Origin of the sequence: Altererythrobacter sp. CAU 1644, assembly GCF_029623755.1 — a bacterium.
GTDB classification, from domain to species: domain Bacteria; phylum Pseudomonadota; class Alphaproteobacteria; order Sphingomonadales; family Sphingomonadaceae; genus Erythrobacter; species Erythrobacter arenosus.
In genome coordinates this window covers 3,041,582-3,062,347 of record NZ_CP121106.1, presented here as the reverse complement: position 1 = coordinate 3,062,347, position 20,766 = coordinate 3,041,582, and the positions used below count along the sequence as shown (strand labels likewise).

General features: G+C 61.5%; 21 protein-coding genes. 10 read left to right on the top strand and 11 right to left on the bottom strand.

What is annotated here, in order from left to right:
• Positions 1-1,182, bottom strand: coding sequence for a glycine C-acetyltransferase (locus P7228_RS15225; RefSeq protein WP_278016079.1), 1,182 nt, complete (start codon positions 1,180-1,182; stop codon positions 1-3).
• Between the two features lie 10 nt (positions 1,183-1,192).
• Positions 1,193-2,221, bottom strand: coding sequence for an L-threonine 3-dehydrogenase (gene tdh, locus P7228_RS15220; RefSeq protein WP_278016078.1), 1,029 nt, complete (start codon positions 2,219-2,221; stop codon positions 1,193-1,195).
• Positions 2,222-2,440: 219 nt separating this feature from the next.
• On the opposite strand from tdh, the gene mobA reads away from it, so the two are divergent.
• The 3 genes from mobA (at position 2,441) to P7228_RS15205 (ending at position 5,039) form a co-directional block, all read left to right on the top strand.
• Positions 2,441-2,980 (top strand): molybdenum cofactor guanylyltransferase, encoded by a 540-nt coding sequence (mobA, locus tag P7228_RS15215; protein ID WP_278016077.1) that lies wholly within the window; start codon positions 2,441-2,443, stop codon positions 2,978-2,980.
• A 158-nt stretch (positions 2,981-3,138) separates the two neighbouring features.
• Entirely contained in the window at positions 3,139-4,278 is a 1,140-nt protein-coding gene (locus P7228_RS15210) for an acyl-CoA dehydrogenase family protein (protein WP_278016076.1), read from the top strand.
• Positions 4,275-5,039: an acyl-CoA dehydrogenase family protein gene (locus P7228_RS15205; RefSeq protein ID WP_278016075.1), complete on the top strand. Its 765-nt coding sequence runs from the start codon at positions 4,275-4,277 to the stop codon at positions 5,037-5,039. Before P7228_RS15210 ends, P7228_RS15205 begins: the two co-directional genes overlap by 4 nt.
• On the opposite strand, the gene P7228_RS15200 is transcribed toward P7228_RS15205, so the two are convergent.
• Complete coding sequence (locus P7228_RS15200; RefSeq protein ID WP_278016074.1) at positions 5,036-5,494, bottom strand: response regulator; 459 nt, start codon at positions 5,492-5,494, stop codon at positions 5,036-5,038. The two genes, P7228_RS15205 and P7228_RS15200, sit on opposite strands and share 4 nt — an antisense overlap.
• Positions 5,495-5,637: 143 nt before the next feature.
• Here P7228_RS15200 and P7228_RS15195 point away from each other — a divergent pair, with 143 nt between their 5' ends.
• Both P7228_RS15195 and trxB read left to right on the top strand, forming a co-directional pair.
• The gene (locus P7228_RS15195) at positions 5,638-6,417 is read left to right on the top strand and encodes a tyrosine-protein phosphatase (protein ID WP_278016073.1); all 780 of its coding nucleotides are present in this window, start codon (positions 5,638-5,640) and stop codon (positions 6,415-6,417) included.
• Between the two features lie 64 nt (positions 6,418-6,481).
• The gene (gene trxB / locus P7228_RS15190) at positions 6,482-7,456 is read left to right on the top strand and encodes a thioredoxin-disulfide reductase (protein WP_278016072.1); all 975 of its coding nucleotides are present in this window, start codon (positions 6,482-6,484) and stop codon (positions 7,454-7,456) included.
• 36 nt (positions 7,457-7,492) lie between these two features.
• Here the strand turns inward: trxB and P7228_RS15185 are convergent, their stop codons facing one another.
• The 3 genes from P7228_RS15185 to P7228_RS15175 all read right to left on the bottom strand — a co-directional run bounded on the left by P7228_RS15185 (position 7,493) and on the right by P7228_RS15175 (position 9,406).
• Positions 7,493-7,939: an MAPEG family protein gene (locus P7228_RS15185; RefSeq protein ID WP_278016071.1), complete on the bottom strand. Its 447-nt coding sequence runs from the start codon at positions 7,937-7,939 to the stop codon at positions 7,493-7,495.
• Complete coding sequence (locus P7228_RS15180; protein WP_278016070.1) at positions 7,939-8,385, bottom strand: MAPEG family protein; 447 nt, start codon at positions 8,383-8,385, stop codon at positions 7,939-7,941. The genes P7228_RS15185 and P7228_RS15180 overlap by 1 nt, the downstream gene beginning before the upstream one ends.
• Before the next feature lie 61 nt (positions 8,386-8,446).
• The gene (locus P7228_RS15175) at positions 8,447-9,406 is read right to left on the bottom strand and encodes a threonine ammonia-lyase (RefSeq protein WP_278016069.1); all 960 of its coding nucleotides are present in this window, start codon (positions 9,404-9,406) and stop codon (positions 8,447-8,449) included.
• A gap of 192 nt (positions 9,407-9,598) precedes the next feature.
• Between P7228_RS15175 and P7228_RS15170 the strand changes: the two genes are divergently transcribed.
• The 4 genes from P7228_RS15170 (at position 9,599) to P7228_RS15155 (ending at position 13,928) form a co-directional block, all read left to right on the top strand.
• Entirely contained in the window at positions 9,599-10,810 is a 1,212-nt protein-coding gene (locus P7228_RS15170) for a saccharopine dehydrogenase family protein (protein ID WP_278016068.1), read from the top strand.
• Between the two features lie 34 nt (positions 10,811-10,844).
• Positions 10,845-11,342, top strand: a complete 498-nt coding sequence (locus P7228_RS15165) for an O-acetyl-ADP-ribose deacetylase (protein ID WP_347402847.1) — start codon at positions 10,845-10,847, stop codon at positions 11,340-11,342.
• Positions 11,342-12,520 (top strand): carboxynorspermidine decarboxylase, encoded by a 1,179-nt coding sequence (locus tag P7228_RS15160; RefSeq protein ID WP_278016067.1) that lies wholly within the window; start codon positions 11,342-11,344, stop codon positions 12,518-12,520. Before P7228_RS15165 ends, P7228_RS15160 begins: the two co-directional genes overlap by 1 nt.
• A gap of 202 nt (positions 12,521-12,722) precedes the next feature.
• Positions 12,723-13,928 carry a type III PLP-dependent enzyme gene (locus P7228_RS15155; RefSeq protein ID WP_278016066.1) on the top strand — a complete coding sequence of 402 codons (1,206 nt, stop codon included), beginning with the start codon at positions 12,723-12,725 and terminating at the stop codon, positions 13,926-13,928.
• Positions 13,929-13,961: 33 nt separating this feature from the next.
• On the opposite strand, the gene P7228_RS15150 is transcribed toward P7228_RS15155, so the two are convergent.
• From P7228_RS15150 to asnB, 4 genes are all read right to left on the bottom strand, one after another.
• A complete protein-coding gene (locus P7228_RS15150) occupies positions 13,962-14,753 on the bottom strand; it encodes a hypothetical protein (protein WP_278016065.1) in 792 nt (263 codons plus the stop codon).
• 101 nt (positions 14,754-14,854) lie between these two features.
• Positions 14,855-15,313, bottom strand: a complete 459-nt coding sequence (locus P7228_RS15145; RefSeq protein ID WP_278016064.1) for a hypothetical protein — start codon at positions 15,311-15,313, stop codon at positions 14,855-14,857.
• Between the two features lie 166 nt (positions 15,314-15,479).
• On the bottom strand, positions 15,480-17,084 hold the full coding sequence (locus tag P7228_RS15140; protein ID WP_278016063.1) for an FAD-dependent oxidoreductase: 1,605 nt from the start codon (positions 17,082-17,084) through the stop codon (positions 15,480-15,482).
• The gene (gene asnB / locus P7228_RS15135) at positions 17,074-18,975 is read right to left on the bottom strand and encodes an asparagine synthase (glutamine-hydrolyzing) (protein WP_278016062.1); all 1,902 of its coding nucleotides are present in this window, start codon (positions 18,973-18,975) and stop codon (positions 17,074-17,076) included. The genes P7228_RS15140 and asnB overlap by 11 nt, the downstream gene beginning before the upstream one ends.
• Positions 18,976-19,192: 217 nt before the next feature.
• On the opposite strand from asnB, the gene P7228_RS15130 reads away from it, so the two are divergent.
• Entirely contained in the window at positions 19,193-20,035 is an 843-nt protein-coding gene (locus tag P7228_RS15130; RefSeq protein ID WP_278016061.1) for a universal stress protein, read from the top strand.
• Positions 20,036-20,064: 29 nt separating this feature from the next.
• Here the strand turns inward: P7228_RS15130 and P7228_RS15125 are convergent, their stop codons facing one another.
• On the bottom strand, positions 20,065-20,757 hold the full coding sequence (locus tag P7228_RS15125; RefSeq protein WP_278016060.1) for a nitroreductase: 693 nt from the start codon (positions 20,755-20,757) through the stop codon (positions 20,065-20,067).
• Between the last annotated feature and the right edge of the window lie 9 nt (positions 20,758-20,766).

Sequence of the window (20,766 nt, the reverse complement as noted above, 5' to 3'; positions counted from 1 at the left end):
TCAGGAGACCTCTGCTCGCGCCTGCTTGAAAACCTCGATGGCTTGATCGATTTCGTCGCGCGACACGGCTGACGACATCTGCGTGCGGATGCGCGCCTGGCCTTTGGGGACCACGGGGAAAGAGAAAGCAGTGACATAGACACCGGCCGCGCGCGCCTGGGCGGCGAATTCGGCGGCGAGCTTGGCGTCGTAGAGCATGATCGGGATGATCGGATGTTCGCCCTTGAGCACGTCGAAGCCCTCGGCTTCGAGCTGCTCACGAAAATAGCGTGTGTTGTCCCACAGCTTCGCGCGTTGCTCGCCGCGGCGGGCGAGTTCGAGCGCCTTGATCGAGCCGGCGACGACCGGTGGCGCGACCGAGTTCGAGAAGAGATAGGGGCGTGAGCGCTGGCGCAGCAGGCCGACGATTTCCTTGCGCGCGCTGGTATAGCCACCGCTGGCGCCGCCCAGTGCCTTGCCCAGCGTTCCGGTTGTAATGTCGACCCGGTCCATGCAGCCGCGATATTCATGCGTGCCGCGGCCATTCTCGCCGAGGAAGCCGGTCGCGTGGCAATCGTCGAAATGGACCAGCGCATCGTATTTCTCGGCAAGGTCGCAAATCTCGTCGAGCCGCGCGATGTAACCGTCCATCGAAAACACGCCGTCGGTGGTGATCAGCTTGAACCGCGCGCCCGCTGCGTCCGCTTCCTGCAGCCGCTGCTCCAGTTCGCCCATGTCGTTATTGGCATAGCGATAGCGCTTCGCCTTGCAGAGCCGCACGCCGTCGATGATGCTGGCGTGGTTGAGCGCGTCGGAGATCACCGCATCCTCTTCGCCCAGCAGGGTTTCGAACAAGCCGCCGTTGGCATCGAAGCAGGATGGGTAAAGGATCGTATCCTCGAAGCCGACGAAATCGGAGATGCTCGCTTCCAGTTCCTTGTGCTGGTCCTGCGTCCCGCAGATGAAGCGGACCGAGGCCATGCCGAACCCATACTCGTCGAGCGCTGCGCGGCTCGTCTCGATGATCTCGGGATGGTCGGCGAGGCCGAGGTAGTTGTTAGCGCACAGGTTCACTACCGTGCGGTCGCCCAGTTCCACCGTGCCACTCTGGGGCGAAGTGATCTGCTGCTCGGTCTTGGTGAGGCCCTGCTCCTCGATCGATTCCAGTTCCTGCGCGAGGTGTGCGTAGAATTTCTCGCTCATCGCTTGTTCCTCAATCTTCCCAGTTCAGCACGACCTTGCAGGCCTCGCCCGAGGCCATGGCGGCGAAGCCTTCCTCGAATCGATCGACTGGCAGGCGATGGGTAATGATCGGGCTTAGGTCGAGGCCCGACTGGATGAATACCGACATCTTGTACCAAGTCTCGAATATCTCGCGCCCATAGACACCCTTGAGCGTCAGCATGCTAAAGATCACCTTGTCCATGTCGATGGTGGGTTTCTCTGCCGGAAGGCCAAGAATGGCGACGCGGCCGCCATGCGCCATGTTGGCAATCAATGACTCGAGCCCGGGTTGGGAACCCGACATTTCGAGGCCCACGTCGAACCCTTCAGTCATGCCGAGTTCGGCCTGCACGTCCTCGATCTTGCGCTTGGTCGGGTTCACGGTGGCCGTGGCACCCATCTTCTTGGCAAGCGCGAGGCGATCCTCGTTGAGATCGCTGACGACCACGTGCCGCGCCCCGGCGTGGCGGCAGACCGCGGCGGCCATGATGCCGATCGGCCCAGCGCCGACCACGAGCACGTCCTCACCCAGAACATCGAACTGCAGCGCGGTATGGACGGCATTGCCGAAGGGGTCGAAGATCGAGGCGACGTCGAGATCGATCTTCTGGTCATGGACCCAAAGATTGGCCGCGGGGAGAACGAGGTATTCGGCAAACGCGCCTTCGCGATTGACGCCGATTCCCTTGGCGTCGGCACACATGTGGCGGCGCCCGGCCATGCAATTGCGGCAGCGCCCGCAGACGACATGGCCTTCGCCCGAGACGATCTGTCCGACTTCGAAGCCCGACACGTTGTCACCGAACTCGACAATCCTGCCGACGAATTCGTGACCAACGGTCATGGGTACCGGGATGGTGCGCTGCGCCCATTCGTCCCAGTTCCAGATATGCATGTCGGTGCCGCAGATCGCGGTCCGCAGGATCTTCACCTTGACGTCGTTTCGCCCAACCTCGGGTTCAGCTACGTCCTCGAGCCACAGGCCCTTTTCGGCCCGCGCTTTGACCAGCGCCTTCACATTCGTGCTCCGTCACAATCTTGGATGGCGCTGCTCTACTGGAGAGCGGCTAATATTCAAGAGAACATCCCAAATGTCTGAGCGTGTTAGCGTTCTCGATGTCGGATACCGATGCGCGGCGCAGCGAGCTATGCTAGCGGTCTCGCCCATGGATATTGCTGCTCACTCCCTTTTGAACCGCACAACACTTCGCTTGTGCAATCCGCTAGGAATTCGTCCATGAGTGGAGGAGTGCTGGGACTGGTACTGGCCGGAGGGCAATCCACTCGTTTCGGCAGCGATAAGGCGGTCGCGCAACTCGACGGGCAGACGTTGTTGGAGCGCGCGATCTCGCATTTGGCTGGATTGTGCGACGAGGTGGTCGTGGTCGGCCGCAACGTTGCACCTGTCGAAGTGCTTCGTGACTGGCCGCGGGCAGGGATGGGCCCGCTTGGCGGTATCGCCGCGGGGCTCCGGCATGCGGACGCAAAAGGCCGCGCAACCGTGCTTTCCTGCGGGGTCGACAGCGTCGGATTGCCAAACGACCTGCTACAGCGACTGTCTCCTGCTCCGGCGTATATTGCGAGCCAACCGGTCATCGGGAATTGGCCGGTATCGGCTGTGGCAACAATTGAAGAAATCCTAACAGGCGACGGTCGCCATTCGATGCGGGCATTCGCCGAAGCCATCGGCGCGCGCTCAGTGCAACTGGAGCAGGCGCCGCAGAACATCAACACCCCGGACGACCTGGCCGAGTTGGAGAAGCGCAACGAACGCTAGTCACACGCAGGGAGTAAGCGCCTTCGCTTGATAGTTGGCACGCAAGGTTGCCATCCGTCGTCAGGAACGCCGGGCTGTCGGAATTAGCAGGTGAGGGATGCAGCCCCAAGCTCTAGGTGCTCTTGCCTCCGATCAAGGCTTGCCGCATCACCGCAACCGTGCAGACATTTGCCGTCCATCCCTTCGAAGCGCCGCCCAATGCGCAGGCGATAAGGCGCGATGTTCGCGGGTTTCTTGCCGCGAACCAGCCGACAGATGACCCGGTGTGTCGGGCAAACAGTTGGCTCAGCCTCGATCCCGATTTCTCTCGGAAGCTGGCAGCTGCCGGCTATGTCGGCATGTTGTGGCCCAAGGAATATGGCGGGCATGAGCGCGACCCGCTCGAGCGCTATATCGTGCTGGAGGAACTGCTCGCTGCGGGAGCGCCAGTCGGGGCGCACTGGATCGCGGATCGCCAAACCGGGCCGCTGATCCTGCGTTATGGAACCGAGGAGCAGCGCCGCAAGTACCTGCCCGGCATGGCCAGGGGAGAGCTCTACGCATGCATCGGGTTGAGCGAGCCCAATTCGGGTTCCGACCTAGCTTCGGTTCGCACGAACGCACGACGGACGGACGATGGCTGGCTCATCAATGGCCAGAAGGTGTGGACCTCTGGTGCGCATGTCAGCCACGTCATGCTGGCGCTGGTTCGCAGCGAAGCGGGAAGCGAGCGACAGCAAGGCCTCAGCCAATTCCTGATCGATCTCGACACGCCGGGGATCACGATCCGCCCGATCGTCGATATGTTCGGGACGCATCACTTCAACGAGGTCTTCTTCGAAGATGTGCTGGTTCCGCACGGAGCGCTGATCGGAGCTGAAGGCGAAGGGTGGAAGCAGGCCACCGCCGAACTGGCGCTCGAGCGCTCGGGGCCGGAACGTTACCTTTCGAGCCATGCCCTGTTGGTCGAATTGATCGAGACCGCCGGAACCGATGCATCGCCTGAAGTCGTCGCGACCATTGGCAAGCTCGTGTCCGACCTGTGGACCCTGCGGCAGATGTCGATGTCGGTCGCGGCCAAGCTCGCGGCAGGTCACGACCCGATGGTCGAGGCGTCGATCGTCAAGGATCTCGGCAACACGTTCGAACAGGAATTGCCGGTTGCGGTGCAGGCAGTCGTCGATGTGCAGCTGACCGATGAGAGTGTTCTTGCGCGCTTGTTGTCCATGCTGCTGGCGGTCTCGCCGAGCTTCTCGCTCCGCGGCGGAACCCGCGAAATCCTGCGGGGTATCATCGCACGGGGGCTGGGCCTGAGATGAGCGAAAATCGTGATGCCCTGATCGAGATGGCCGATGGCCTGTTTGCCGAGTTGCGCGGGCGGTCGTTCGAAGAAATACGCCCACGCCTCGAAGACGCTGGCTTTGCGTTGCTGTTTGTATCCGAAGGGGAAGGCGGATTCGGCGGTGATTGGGGCGATCTGGCTGCGGTGATGCGGCTCGCGGGCTTTCATGCACTTGATGCTCCCTTAGGGGAGCATGTGGTCGCCGGACGCCAATCCGGTGGAGAGATGGCCGGCTGGCGGCTGGAAGGCGATGAGCAGCTGTCTATCCTCGCATTCCTGCGCACCTGTCAGACGGCCGGTGCGCTCGACGGTGCGCTCAAGCTGTCAATCGACTATTGCGGCGAGCGGGTCCAATTCGGTCGCCCGCTATCGAAGTTCCAGGCGGTCCAGCAGAGCATCGCCCTGCTTGCGAGCGAGGCGGCGGCAGTCAATTGCGCGGCACAGGGTGCCGCTGCCGCACTCGATCGGGGCGATGCAGAGTTCGAAATCGCTTGCGCCAAGCTTCGCGCGAATGCCGCCATCAAGCTGGGATGCGCGCTGGCCCATCAGGTGCATGGGGCAATCGGGTTCACGCAGGACTATCCGTTGCACGAACTGACCCGGGCGATGATGCGTTGGCGGAGCGAGGGGGGCAACGACGCTTACTGGAGCATGCGGATCGGACGACAAACGCTGTCTTGGGGTGGCGCCGGCCTGTGGGATCAGGTCACGCGCCGTTCCGATCCCCAATCCAGCTAGACGAAGCGTCGCGTCGCCTCCGGATCGCGCCAGATGCCGGCGCTTTGTTCCAGCTTGCTCATTAGATCTTCATGCCGAGGCCGTAACGACCGGGCAAACAGGACACGCTCGACCACGCGAACCAACAAGTCAGGGGTGAAAGGCTTGCGGATGTATTCTTGTGCCCCGTTGTAAAGTGCCTGTTCTTCGTCGCGAACGCCCGACATCGCCGTGAACATGATCACCGGCAGGTCGTAATGCTGCTCCGAGGTGCGGAGCTTTCGCAGCAGGGTCGCACCGGACATGACCGGCATTTCCTGATCGAGCAGCAAGAGGTCTGGCCGTCGCCATTCGATCGTCTGGAGCGCTTTCTCGCCATCGGTTACCCAGCCGCAGGCATGGCCGGCACCGATCAGCGCCTCGCTGGCTAGAGATGCTACGAGTTCGTCGTCGTCGGCGATAAGGATGTTGGACACGATGGCTCCCCGATTTCCTCCTGTATTCCAGCGTCATAGCTCTTGACTGGCAAGGCGAGGTTGGCACGCGCTTACGCAGTTCCCCCTACGCGATCGCCCAAGCGGGTTGAGCGGGGCGTGATGCACTGCCACGGTCGCGCGCGATGATTCGAGACAAGTTCCTGCCCACCGAAGGCATTCACAATTTCCGCGATTATGGCGGCTATACCGTTTCCGGAGGAGGGCGGATCAGGCGCGGCCTGTTATTCCGTTCGGGCCAGCACGTAGCTGCCACCGACGAGGATCTGGCTGCCATCTCCTCGCTCGATATTCGCACGGTGATCGACCTGCGCGGTGCCAGCGAACGCACGAACAATCCATGTCGCCGTGGCCCCGCTTTCGAGGCGCATGTCATTGCTTACGAAGGAGAAACTACCTCAAGTCCTCCGCACATGGATGTCGACCCCGAGACATCGACGGCCGAGTTCGCTCGTCGGCGCATGGTGGCGGTATACACTCGCATGCCGCGCAATCCGGCGATGATCGAGATGTTCGGGCGCTATTTACGGGCGCTCGATCAGCGGGACGGGGCTAGTCTCGTCCATTGCTTTGCAGGTAAGGATCGCACCGGTGTGGCGGCGATGCTCCTGCTCCATGTTTTAGGTGCGAGCCGCGACGACCAGATGGAAGAATTCCTGCTGACCAATCATGCGCCCACACTGGGCGTCTTGCGCGCTCAATCGGTGCCGGGAATCGAGGCGCGGCTTGGTCGCCAGCTCGACGAGGAGTCGATCCGCGCGCTGCTCGAAGTGCACGAAGACTATCTGTCGACCTATGTGGCAGAGATCGAAAAGGACCACGGATCGGTCGATTCCTTTGTCGAGAACGCCCTAGGTGTGGATGAACCGATGAAGGAGCGCTTGCGCGACCGCTTCGTGGCGTGACATCGCGGCGTTGCTTCCCATATTGGGTCGACACACGCGCAAAACTGACGAAAGACAAGACGACATGGCTACCCACCGCACCAAGATGCTCATCATCGGCTCCGGCCCGGCCGGTTATTCGGCCGCGATCTATGGAGCGCGTGCGATGATGGAGCCGATCGTGGTGCAAGGCCTCCAGCCGGGCGGCCAGCTGACCATCACCACCGATGTCGAGAACTACCCCGGTTTCGCCGACGTCGTGCAGGGTCCGTGGTTGATGGATCAGATGCAGAAGCAGGCTGAGCACGTCGGCACGCGGATGATGTGGGATACGATCGTCGAGGTCGATCTCGAAAATGGCCCTCCGTATCGGGCAGTCGGCGACAGTGGCGACGAATATATTGGCGATACGCTGATCATTTGCACCGGCGCGCAGGCCAAATGGCTGGGCGTTCCGGGCGAGCAGGAGCTGGGCGGCAAGGGCGTATCGGCCTGCGCGACCTGCGACGGCTTCTTTTATCGTGGCAAGAAGGTCGCAGTGATCGGCGGCGGCAATACCGCGGTCGAGGAAGCGCTTTACCTGACCAATCATTCGGACGATGTGACGCTGATCCATCGCCGTGACGAATTGCGTTCCGAAAAGATCCTGCAGGAACGACTGTTCAAGTCGGACAAGATTTCGACGCTGTGGAACAAGACGGTTGAGCGCTTCGTCGCGGACGAGAACGGCAAGCTCGGGCATCTCGTGCTCAAGGACACGCAGACCGGCGAGGAATCGACCTTCGAAGTGGACGGCGCCTTCGTCGCGATCGGGCATGCCCCGTCGACCGAACTGTTCAAGGGCAAGCTACCGATGGACGACGGCGGATACCTCTTGACGGAGCCGGGCACGCCCAAGACCGTGAAACCGGGTGTGTTCGCAGCCGGTGACGTCACTGACCACACGTATCGCCAGGCGGTGACTGCCGCCGGGATGGGTTGCATGGCAGCGCTCGACGCGGAAAAATTCCTCGCCACGATGGACTTTGCGAAAGAGCAGGCGACCGAGGCCGCCGAATAGGCGGCTGCCCCCGCCGAAGCGGGAGCAGCATTCGCCCTAGATGTGAATGTCGAACACGCTGATCGTCGCGTGGAAGATCAGTGCGACCAGCACCAGGCCCGACAGGAAAAACAGCACAAACCGCACCATCACCTTGTTCGCGGTGACCTGAACCAGCGAGTGAACCACCCGCAAGCCGACATAGATCCACGCAAGCAAGGCATTCATCCCGTCGCCCTGGCCGATGATCGCGAGCACGATCGCCACCGCGTAGAAGATCGTCGGTTGTTCATGCAAGTGGTTGTAATTATGCGCTTTCCATTGAACCTGTGGCGGCAGAACCGCATCCAGATCTTTGCCCGTCCCACCAACGAGCTTCGAAGGTGCCTCGATATTCGGCGATTTGCTCATCGCCGGAATGCGCGTGGCATACATCCACGCCCACATGATCATGGTCCAGATCGTCAATGCGACGACCGGCTGAAGGATGGCCATACCGATCATCAGGCAACTCCCGGGTCAGCGAAGAGAGTGAGCGAAACCGCGCGATAAGCAAGGAAAAGCAAGGCCACAGTCATGGCCAGGAACAGCGCGAAACGGACCGCCACGATGTTGACGAAAGCCTGCCACAGCGAGTGGATGACGCGCAGCCCGACATAGATCCATGCCGCCAGCACATCGCCCGCACCGGCGCCCATCAACGCGATGATGACGACCGCCGGATAGAATATCGTCGGCTGTTCCATCAGGTGGGTGTAATTGTGCGACTTCCAGTTCACCGAGGGCGGGAGCTTGTCTTCCGAATCCTGGCCCCGCACGCCGCGCTCTGCATTCGAGACATTGATCCCGAGCTTGGCCAGCGCCGGAAAGCGCGTGATCGGAATCATGAACAACATCACCAGCGACCAGGCGATAAGCACCGCAGCGGGGGCCAACATTTGAGCTTGCATTGTATCCCTCCCTTATCTGGCGGCGAGACTGCTGCGGCATGGATCGATTGTCAAATGCAACCTAGCTTCCTGTGGAGATCGTCTCCGCGTAGCTGGCCGGATCGACATTGCCGCCTGTCAGCATGATCACGGTTCCCTCGTCGAGCGGCACCTTGCCGGATAAGGCCGCCGCGAGCGCTGCAGCGCCGCCCGGTTCGACCACGAGGTGAAGCCGCGAAAAGGCGAAACGCTGGGCGGTCCTTACCTCCTCATCGGTCACCGTCACTCCCGGCTCAGCGCGGTCCAGTAGCGTGTCGAGGTTCACCTGCTTAGTCGCGATGGGCTGCAATGCATCGCAGATCGTTTTCGGCGGATCTGCGTGCTGCCGCACGATCCTGCCTGCGCGCAGGCTTTGTCCGACCTGGTCCCAACCCTCGGGTTCGACGAGATGGATCGCGCTTTCGGGGCAGGCGAGGGCGAGCCCCGCGGCGAGGCCCCCGCCGCCACAACAGGCGAGGATGCACGATGGTGCGCGGCCCAGTTGTTCGACAATCTCGAGCCCGGCGCTCCCCTGGCCCTCAATCACCCAGGGATCGCCGAAGGCATGGACCAGCGTACCTCCGCGCTCGGCAATGATGCGCGCCGCCACCTCGTCGCGGTCTTCATGCGGGCGCTGATAGAGGACGATCTCGGCCCCCAATGCGCGGGTCGCATCGAGCTTCACTTGCGGGGCGTCGTGCGGCATGACGATGGTTGCTGACATGCCGAGCCGCTTTGCCGCCCAGGCCACGCCTTGCGCATGGTTGCCGGACGAAACGGCCACGACGCCGCCCGATCGCTCGGCCTCTTCCAGTGCTGACAGCCGGTGCCACGCGCCGCGGATCTTGAAGGCGCCGATTGGCTGGAGATTCTCCGCTTTGACGTGAACCGTCACTCCGTCGATTTCGACCGGCAGGAGCGGAGTGGCCGGGAGGATGGCCGCGATCTTTCTGGCGGCTTCGATCACGCCTTCCTGGGTCGGATTTTGCTTCGCTTGAGTCATGCGGGGAATCCTACGCGATGGAACACATGGAACACAGTCCTGTCGCTGGAATCATCCGCAATCTCGATGGGGCTTCTGTCCATGCTGCAAAGGTATATCGCGGCCCGATCGTAGGAAATGCCGGATCGATTTACGTGGTGGCCGCGTTCGACTAGAGCGCGCGCAAGATTCGAAATTGAAAGGTTACCCCACATGTCGACAGTCCTCGTTATCGGTGCCGGCGGTGTCAGCTCGGTGTGCGTCCACAAGATGGCGATGAACAAGGATATCTTCACCGACATCCACCTCGCCAGCCGCACGAAGAGCAAGTGCGATGCCATCGCAGCTTCGGTGAAAGAGCGCACGGGTGTCGATGTTTCGACCTACGAGATCGACGCCGAGGAAGTCCCGGCGATGGTCAATTTGATCCGCAAGGTTCAGCCGAGCCTCGTGGTGAACCTCGCGCTGCCGTATCAGGACCTGCCGATCATGGATGCCTGCCTCGAAACAGGCGTCGATTACCTCGATACTGCGAACTACGAGCCCAAGGACGAGGCCAAGTTCGAATATCACTGGCAGTGGGCCTATCACGACCGCTTCAAGGAGGCAGGATTGATGGCGCTGCTGGGTTCGGGCTTCGACCCGGGCGTGACAAGCGTCTTCACCATGTGGCTGAAGAAGCACAAGCTGAAGACCATCCGGACGCTCGACATACTCGACTGTAACGGCGGGGATCATGGCCAGGCTTTTGCCACCAATTTCAACCCCGAAATCAACATCCGCGAAGTCACCGCGCCCGCGCGTCACTGGGAGAACGGCGAGTTCGTCGAGACTCCGGCGATGGCGAAGAAGGTCGAGTTCGACTTCGAGGGTGTGGGCCCCAAGAACATGTACATGATGTACCACGAGGAGCTCGAAAGCCTCGCCAAGTTCAATCCGGAGATGGAGCGCGCGCGCTTCTGGATGACATTCGGCGATGAGTACATCAAGCACCTCACCGTGCTGCAGAACGTCGGCATGACGCGGATCGACCCGATCAAGTACAAGGGCAAGGAAATCATCCCGCTGCAGTTCCTCGCTGCCGTGCTGCCCAAGCCCGAAACGCTGGGCGAGACGACCAAGGGCAACACCAACATAGGCGTGATCGCGACGGGCGAAGCGATCGACGGTTCGGGCGAGAAGACCTTCTACATCAACAACATCTGTTCGCATGAGGCCGCGTACGAGGAAACTGGCAACCAGGCGGTCAGCTACACCACCGGCGTGCCCGCCATGATCGGTTCTGCCATGATGGTCACCGGCAAGTGGTCGGGCGACGGGGTCTTCAACATGGAAGAAATGGACCCCGATCCCTTCATGGACATGCTCAACGAACATGGCCTGCCGTGGCAGGTGAAGGAACTCGGCGGACCGGTGGAATTCTAATTTGCGATTGATTTGCGACACTTTTCTTGAGGCTGTGAAGGGCAATATTGTCACGATGGAGTTCGACGCCATCGTCAATGCTGCCAACAGTTCACTGCTGGGTGGGGGCGGGGTGGATGGAGCCATTCACCGAGCCGCCGGACCCGAACTTGTTCATGAGTGTCGATTGCTCGGCGGATGCAAGACTGGCCAAGCCAAGGTCACCAAAGGATATAATTTGAAGGCTGAATGGATCATCCACACGGTCGGTCCGGTTTGGCGTGGCGGGGAGAAGGGCGAGTCGTCTCAATTGACCCAGTGCTACGAGAATTCCCTTTGCTGTGCGCTTGAGAAGAAAGCGTGTTCGGTCGCATTCCCAGCTATCTCTACCGGCCGTTTCGGCTATCCGCTTGAAAAGGCAGCCAAGACTGCAGCGCATACAACGGCGGAATTTGTGTGGCGCAATCCGTCTCAATTCAGTCGCATTGCGTTCGTGTGCTTTGACGAGGCAGCGAACTCTGCTTTTGACTGCGCTTTGGAGGAGTTGGCCTGATGGAAACCAGAGCCGGTGATCCGGGCGCATTCGCCCATTTCGATCTCAATCGCGTCGACAGCCCCGCATTCGTGGTCGATGCGGCGAAGCTGCGCGCCAATTGCCAGGTGCTGGCCGACATCCGCGACGCCGCCGACATCAAGGTGCTCGCTGCGCTTAAGGCATTCTCGATGTGGTCGGTCGCGCCGATTATCGGCGAGTATCTGGACGGCGTCTGCACCTCCGGCCTGTGGGAAGCGCGGCTGGCATCCGAATTCTACGATGGCGAGATTGCGACTTATTCGGCAGCCTACAAGCCTGACGAGCTGGAGGAAGTCTGCCGCCTGTCGGACCATGTGATCTTCAACTCGCCCGGGCAGATGCAGCGCGCGGCGCTGATCCTCGAGCATGCCAAGACGACCGGCGGCGATTTCGACGTCGGCTTGCGTATCAATCCACAGGTGCCGACCGGCGAAGTGCCGCGTTACGATCCATCCTCGCCCGGTTCGCGGCTAGGATTCCCGCTAGACCAGCTCACCGAAGAGCATATGGAAGGCGTCGAGGGGATTCACTTCCACAATCTGTGCGAGCAGGACCTCGAACCGCTCCAGCTGACCTGGGACCGCGTGTTCGATGCAATCGAGCCCTGGTTCGGTAAGCTCAAGTGGATCAACATGGGCGGCGGTCATCACATCACCCGAGCCGATTACCAGCGCCAGGAACTGGTGGAATTCCTCAAGGACGCCAAGGAAGACACCGGCGCCGAGATCTATCTCGAACCGGGCGAGGCGGTGGCGCTCGATGCAGGCATTCTGGTCGGCACGCTGCTCGACACCGGCTTCAACGAAATGCCCATCGGCGTGACCGATGTTTCCGCGACCTGCCATATGCCCGATGTGATCGAAGCGCCTTATCGCCCGGCGATGCTGGGCGAACTCGCAGACGAGAATATCGTCCCGATCCGCCTTGGCGGACCGTCATGCCTCGCGGGCGATGTGATCGGCGACTACCGCCTGCCGGTGCCTGCAGAGCCGGGCGCGCGCTTCGCCTTCCTCGACCAGGCGCATTACTCCATGGTGAAGACCAACACCTTCAACGGAGTGCAATTGCCCTCGATTTACCTGTGGGACAGCGACACCGATGCACTCGAGCTGGTGAAGGAATTCCACTACGAGGACTTCCGCGACCGGTTGAGCTGAGGCGCCCCCGCGACCTGCCAAGGAACCTTGTGCCGCGATATCCGCTCTTAAGGCCATGAAAGAGCCAATCTTCGCCATTTTTCATTTGCGATTCACCTCGCAAGCCCTATATGCGCGCTTCCGCTGCCCCAAGGGGACTTCCTAACCGCAAGGCAGCTTGTCGTTTCATGGTTTCAACGAACCGTTTTGGGGGTCCCTTGAGTTGCACATCTATCCCGATGCCAAGGCTGTAGTCCGCGACCTCGCTCCGGACGAACCCGTCATCCTCAATCGCCCGCACGCCGCCGCGCGCGCCGCCCGCTTCTTCGTCGAGAAGTTTCCGGGCAAGTCGCTCTATGCGGTCAAGGCCAATCCCACGCCTGAGCTGATCCAGACGCTGTGGGAAGCGGCCATTACGCATTACGACGTCGCCTCGATCGCCGAGGTGCGGCTGGTGCGCGGCCTCCTGCCTGAGGCCGTGCTGTGCTTCATGCACCCGATCAAGACGCCGGCGGCGATCCGCGAGGCCTATCACCAGCATGGCGTGAAGACCTTCAGCCTCGACAGCATCGAGGAACTGGAGAAGATCGTCGACGCCTGTCGCGATCCTGAGACGGGCGAAGAGGCGGGCGACCTACGCCTCGCAGTGCGTCTGCGCGTGTCGAGTGAGTATTCCGAGCTTTCGCTCGCCAGCAAGTTCGGCTGCGACCTGCTCGAGGCGCCACAACTGCTCCAGCAGACCCGCCAGCATTGCGACTGGCTGGGCGTGTGCTTCCATGTCGGTAGCCAGGCCATGAGCCCGTTCGCCTATGTCCAGGCGCTCGATCGCACCCGCGCTGCAATTGCCGAGGCTTCGGTGGTGATCGACATGGTCGATGTCGGCGGCGGTTTCCCGAGCTGGTATCCCGAGCTCGAGCCTCCTCCGCTGGAGGATTACTTCCAGATCATCCACCAGCACTTCTATGCGCTGCCGATCGCCTACAATGCGGAGCTGTGGTGCGAGCCGGGCAGGGCGCTAAGCGCTGAATACTCCTCGATGATCGTGCGGGTGGAGCGTCGGCGCGGCGAGGAGCTGTACATCAACGACGGCGCCTATGGTGCGCTCTACGACGCCGCCCATGTCGGCTGGCGTTTTCCGGTGCGCGCGCTCGAGGACGATCTGCGCGATCCCGACGCGGATTTCGCCTTCTACGGACCGACCTGCGACGATGCCGATTACATGAAGGGGCCGTTCCCGCTGCCCTCGGACATCCAGGCCGGCGACTATATCGAGATCGGCATGCTCGGTGCTTATGGTGCGGCCATGAAGACCGGCTTCAACGGCTTTGGCGATGCCGAGCAGGTGATCGTCAGCGACGAACCGATGGCGAGCCTTTACGATGGCAGCCGCCAGCGGCCAGAAGCCGACAATGTGGTGAGTTTGCGTTAGTCGAGTGGACGCAATCGACGCGTTGGAGTTGTCCTACTGCCCCAGCGTCACCAGCACCTGTAGACCGCCGCCGATATCGGGGCTGCCATCGGCCAGCCCGGTGTAGCCATAACCTTGCAGCCGCAGTGCATCGGTCAGCTTGTAGGTGATGGATCCGGTCAGTTCGCTGATGTCGGGCGAAGTTGCGGTCGACCCCTCGCGCCAGTCGTAATCGAGGCCCAGCATTGCGCGGTTGGCGGAGAGATAGACGCCTGCGCCTGCGAGCCAGGTGTCACGCAGATCGAACACATCGCTCGACCCGTTGAAACGGCGGCCGCCATAGGCCGCGACGCTCATTGGCCCGATCATGTGAAGTACCTCGCCCTGCGCGGTGAAATCGGTGCTGCCGGTACCAAGGAACTTGCTCTCCGATGCGGTCGGCAGCTTGGCCTTGCCGACAGCATCGAACCACGTTCCCTCGGCGATCGGCATGGAATAGCCGGCGGTGAGCCACAGATCGCCCAGGCCGCTGCGCGAGGTCACGGCACCTCCGGGTGCGCCCGGTGTGGCGCCCCCGTCGCCAGGAATGACGCCCGAGGGGCCTTCGACGTCGAGATAGGGGATCGATGCCTTGAGGTAGAAGCTGCCGGAATCGTATTTCACGGCGAAGGGGATGGCGAGCATATCGGTGTCTTCGACATCGCCATAGTCACCCGACGAATAGTCGATCCCTGTGCTGAGCGTGACCTCACCTTGCGCACTGGCAGGCGAGGCAAGCAGTGCTAACGGCACCAGCCCGGCGACGGCCAGGGAACGATAGGCCAGGGAACGATAGGGATGTGGCATGACGAACTTTCCTGAACCCATTGGGGTCGAATGATGGGTGCCGCGCATGGACCCCAGTGATATGCGCGGCACCCTATCCAGATTAGCGAATTAGCAGTTGATCAGTTCGGCCGACCGGGCTTGTCCGGCTTCTGCGGTTTCTCGGGCTTTTCCGGGCGGTCGGGTTTGGCGGGTTTCTCTGGCTTCGCAGGGCGCTCAGCCTTTTCCAGCTTCGCGACCTTTTCCGGGCGTTCGTGGGTTACGACCGCACGGCTGCCGTCTTCCTTGGTGATCGTGTGAATGTTGCCCGAAGGCGTCTCGACGGTCTGCTGCCAACCGGTCTCCACGGTTTCGGTGACTGGCTGGCCGGCCTCGTCAACGACCGGATCGCCGTTCTCGTCGAAGACATCGCGCTCTTCGGTAATGACCTCGCGGGTAACGATCGCGCCATTGGCTTGCGTCTCTTCGACTTCGACCTCGGTTTCCGGTGCGGCTTCCGGCGCTTCCTGCGCAATAGCAGCAGCACCCAATGTGGCCACGGCGGAGATTGCCGCAGAACCCAAAATGGTAGATTTCCTCATTTGCGACCTTTCAAGTCTGAACGATTGTCGCCCCCTCGGTGACAAGTCGTGACTGTGCGATTGGCCTTAATTCCACCTCAACGGTCAAGGTTAGTGGGGTTGGGCGCACCAGGCTTGCGATGGGTCGAGAGGCGGGTTCGCGCGCCCATATCAAAGGTTAAAAGCGTTAGGCTTCCTTCAAATCCCGGTCGAGCTTGTCCGCGAGGCGCAACGCAAGCGCGACCAATGTAAATGTCGGGTTGGCCCAACCGGCAGTCGAGAAAGTCGAGCTGCCCGCGATGTGCAGATTGGCGATGCCATGAACCCGGCAATCGGCATCGACGACGCCACTTTTTGGATCATCGCTCATGCGGGTACCCCCCATGTGGTGATAGCCCGCGATGGGGTGGTTGCCGACCGTGGGATCGACCGGCCAATCGTTGCCGGCTTCGTTGATCCACTCGGTGGGAGTGACCGATCCGCGCCCCAGCCGGGACAGTTCTTCGTCGAAGATGCGTGTGAATATCCGCGCGGTGTGTTTGTCGAGCGGGTCGAGCTGCCAGTTGAGGTTGGCTTTCCGCATCCCCAGTTCGTCGCGCTCGCCCGACAGCACGATGCGGCTGTCGGGATTGGGCGCCTGCTCGCCGCGAATGATCATGTAGAGCCCTGTCATGCCCCGATTGGCCATGGTCTTCTCGACACGCTCGCGCACATTCTTGTGAAACCACGCGCGAAGCCCACGGTATATATGGTCGAGCGCGCGGCCCTTTCGGTCGGGGTTCAGTGAATGCTTGATGTCGTGATAGAGCTTGTTCCCAAGCGCGACGCCCTTCTCCGGCGGTCGTTGTAGCTTGAAGGTGACGATCGAATTGAGCGCACCTTCAGCTTCCTGCACCGCGTCGGCCATACGCAGAACAGGGGCGAGGGGCGGGCCGGAAGGCATGAAGCGTTTCTGGTAGGCAGCCCACAGGTCGAAGGGCTTGTCGGTCTCGACCTTGCCGATACGTCCGGTGGGATGTTCCATGAAAAAGCGACCTAGCTGGTCGTTCGCATTGCCGATCCCCCCTGTAATCACGTCGTCCGAAGCGAGCATCAGGCGAACATTCTCGATCGCGCCGCAGGCGATGACGAAGTGCTTCGCCTTGATTGTCGCCTTGCGCCCATCGAGCGTGCTCACATCGACATGCTCGACGCGGGCACCGTTCTCACTCGCTTGGATGCGGGTGGCATTGGCGTGGAGTAGGATGGTGAGGTTCGGGGCGTCGATCAAATCCTTGGCGCGAGAGGCGGCAAAGCGTTCAGTCGCCTCGTCGAATCGCCACAAATCGGTCGCCAGCCGTTCCGGATCGAACCCCTGGTCGGGAATGCCGCAAAGGCGATAAGCATCGTCCCAAGCGAACTCGCCGATCTCGAAGATCTCCTGCGCCTTGCGGTACCACGGCATCACGTCGTCGCGGGTGATGGGCCAGCCCGAATGCGGAACCCAGTCGCGCTTTCGGAAGTCGATTTCGTCGAGCAGCGCGCAGCGCCCACCCCAGATCGACACCGTCCCGCCGAAAAATCGCAGCCGCGCCTCGTCGAGGTCGTAATACTCGTGGCCGATGTTCTGACCCTTGTAGAGCGCCTGTGTGCGCTCTTCGAAGTCGAGACCTCCGCTCTCGGCAAGGCATACCTTGTGCCCGCCGCGCATCAGTTCGCGCGCGATAGATACGCCCGCTGCGCCCGCGCCGATGATGGCGACGTCGAATGGCTTGTCGGCGGCCTGGGGATCTTGGGCGAGGTCAGCGAGCATCGATATTCTGGTCCCACCAGATGGAGAACATGGCGATCGCGTAGAGGATGCGCCCGTGATTGGCGAGGCCTGCGCCGTGTTCGGCGAACAGCTTCTCTACCGCCTGATTGTCGAGGTAGCCCGCCTGCGATGCGCCGCTGCCGTTCCACGCTTCCTGTGCGAAGCTGCTGAAACCGCCGCTGAACCATTCGGCAAATGGGAGCTGGAATCCGAGTTTGCGATTGTCGATCGCGCCTTCGAACAGCCACGGCTCGATTGCCTTGCGCAGCGCGTATTTGCCGGTCTTGCCGTGCAGCTTCATCTCGCGCGGCATCGTAAGCGACCAGTCGACGAACTTGTGGCTGAGGAATGGCACACGCGCCTCGAGCGAATGCGCCATGCTGCCGCGATCGGTGCGGTTGAGCAGGGAAGAGGGCATGTGGACGGTAAGATCGGCCAGCATGAACTGGTCAAGCGGGTGCATGTCGCGTGCGCCCGGCCAGCCGAAATACTCGGCTTCGAGCGCGGCGAAGGGCTTCTCCGTCTCTTGCCGTTCGTAGAAACCCCGCTGGTAGAGTTCCTCGCGCACCCACGGGGTCGAAATTTGCGTACCCTGGAAAAAGCGTTGAAAATTGCTGTCGAGCATCGCCGACATGCGGAACCGGCGTGCGTTCTGGCGCAGGTAGTTGAGCCGCTTCGATCCGAAGGGAATACGTTCCAGACCTGCAATCAGTGGCGCAAGTGCGCGAAGATACGGCGCGCTGCGAGCGGCGGCGAGGGCGGTGCGCTGCCGCTTGTAACCGGCAAAAATCTCGTCCGAACCTTCACCGCACAGAACTACCTTCACGTGCTCGGCGGCGAGCTTTGACAGGTGCCACACCGGTACCGCCGCAGTGGCAGCGCAGGGCTCGTCGTGGCTCGCTTGCACCTGCGGCAGCATCATGCCTGCGTCCTGCGGCTCGAGCGGCAGGATGATGTGTTCGCAGCCGAGATGTTTGGCGATACGCGCCGCTGCGTCGGTCTCGTCGATCGAGGTGCCGGGAAAGCCCATGGTGAAGGCCTTGATCGGCGCGCTTGCATGACTCGCCATGGCAGCGACGACCGCACTCGAATCCACCCCGCCGGATAAAAATGCGCCGACCGTGACATCGGCGAGCATGTGGCGCTTGACGGTCGCCATGAACTCTTCGCGCGTCGCCTCGATCCACTGCGCCTCGCTCAGGTCGTGGCGGGCTTCGAAGCGTGGATGCCAGAAGCGCCTGATCTCGGGCTCGCCCTCAGCGCCGATGTGCAGGACATGGCCGGGCTCAAGGCTCTGGACCTCGTTCCAGATCGTACGCGGCTTGCCGATATGGCCGAACATGAAGAAGTCATGCACGCCGCGTGCGCGGATACTGAATTCGTGGCCGGGGATGGTCCGGATAGTGCGGATTTCGCTCCCCCAGGCGATTCCACCCTGCTGGAGGGAATAGTAGAGCGGCTTGATCCCCAGCGGGTCGCGCGCGAGCGTCAGCCGACGTTCCTTGGCATCCCAGATCGCAACGCCATACATGCCCTCGAGCTTCGACCAAGCGTCGTCACCCCATCGGACATAGGCGGCGAGCAGAGTCTCGGTGTCACTGTTGGTGCGAAATTTCCAACCCCATGCGTCGAGCTCAGCGCGCAGTTCAGGGTGGTTGTAAATCTCGCCGTTGTACGTGATCGCCCAGCGGCCATCTTCTGAGAAGATCGGCTGGTGCCCACCCTCAAGGTCGATGATCGAGAGGCGGCGCATTCCGAAACCGAAATCACGGTCGATGTGGACGCCGCTATCGTCGGGACCGCGGTGGATGATGGTATCGCATGCGCGGGTGATATCCGCCTGCTCGACCGGCCTGCCTTGCCGCCTGTACCATCCAGCTATGCCGCACATGGGGCGCCTAGTCGGATGAGACCAGGCGATTGGCAAGTGCTTTCTCTGAATTAGATGTCCGGCCCCAGCGGAATGGGCTTTTGCAACACAAACGACCGGGTGCACAGCTTCTGCATCACGCGAGCAGATCTGGGGTTCGGTGAATTAAATGCAATTGCGAATTAATCGCAGTAAGGTATAGTCAATTTACCCCCATTTTCTGCTACGGAGCTGTGAAATGCCGTCCCCCAAGATTGTCGTCGCCACCGATTTCAGCCCGAGGGCCGACCGTGCCATCGATCGGGCACTGCAGCTATGCCAGCAGCATGGACTTGGGTTGAAAGCTATCCACGCACTCGACCACATCGACGCCGACAAGGCCGATTGGGGCTACCTCGAAGAGCGCATGTCACGGACGGTCGGAGAAACCTCTTGCCCGACCGAATTCGAGTTCCCGGAAGGATCGCCACCCAGAGCCATTGCGCGAGCTGCGCAGTCGGATGACACATACATGCTGCTGCTGGGACCGGCGCGGTACAACACGCTCGGTGACTTTTTCCTCGGAACTGCGGTCGATTTCATTCTGCGTCAAACCGAATGCCCCACTTTGGTTGTCAAACATAGGGCTAGAGCGCCCTACGGTCATATCGTGGTGGGTACCGATTTTTCCCCAGCGTCGGCCCACGCGATCATCGAAGCCGCAAGGCTGTTTCCCGATACCCGTATCCATGTGGTTCACGCTTGGCATGTACCCTTCGCCGGATTCCAGCGGGACGAATATGTGCGGGACGAGGTGGAAGCAGGCGAGGCGAAGCGTCTCGATGCCTTTATGGCTGAGCTTGTTCAACGCTCGCCAAAGCTCGGCAATGCCACTTCGCGGCTGGTGCAGGGTGGGACGCATGAAGCCTTCGCCCGCGAGATATCGGCCCACGGACGAGATCCCTCCGCCACCCTGGTGGTTCTCGGCAGCCATGGCACTAGCGGGTTCCGCCAAGCTACCCTGGGGAGCGTGACGAGCGAATTGCTACGAACGCTGGACGCCGACGTCCTCGTGATCAACACCAGGAATGCCGAAGGCTAGCCAACGGAAGGCGCGATGCACCGTGAGATTTAGTCGAAACCCACGAACCGGACCGCTTCTTCCAGCGGTCTGCGGGTGATGTAGACCGCGTTCGCGGGAAAGTCCGGATCGGGCCATCCCATCGCCACGGCTTTCATGATGACCTGATCGTCGGGAATTCCCGCGTGTTCGCGCACGACGGGCGATTGCATGATACCCTGCGAATTGATGACGCAGCCGAGCCCGCGCGACCAGGCCGCATTGACCAGCGCGGTTGTTGCTGCGCCGCAGTCGAAGGCGCTGTCGTCGCTGTCAGCGAGTTCCTTGTCGTAGGTGACGATCACGCAGACTGGCGCGTCGAACTGGCGGAAGCCGCGCAGCACCCAATCTTGCCGCTTCTCCTTGTCGTCGCGCTCGATCCCCATTGCCTCGAACAATTGGATCGCGCACCCGATCTGCCGCTCGCGGTGGACGCCCTCAAAGGCATGTCCTCGGCGGAATTCGCGGCTGTCGGGAACGCCGGCGAGGATGTTCTCGGTATTGCCTTTGCGGATGCGGTCAAGCGGTTCGCCGGTGATGGCATGGAAATGCCACGGCTGGGTGTTCATCGAGCTGGGTGAGCGCATTGCCAACGCAACGACCTCCTCGATCAGTTCGCGTGGAACCGGCTTGTCGAGATAGCCTCTGATCGAACGACGCCCGACCACCACTTCCTCAAATGTCTGATCCGGCGATCCGCCCATGATTCCTCC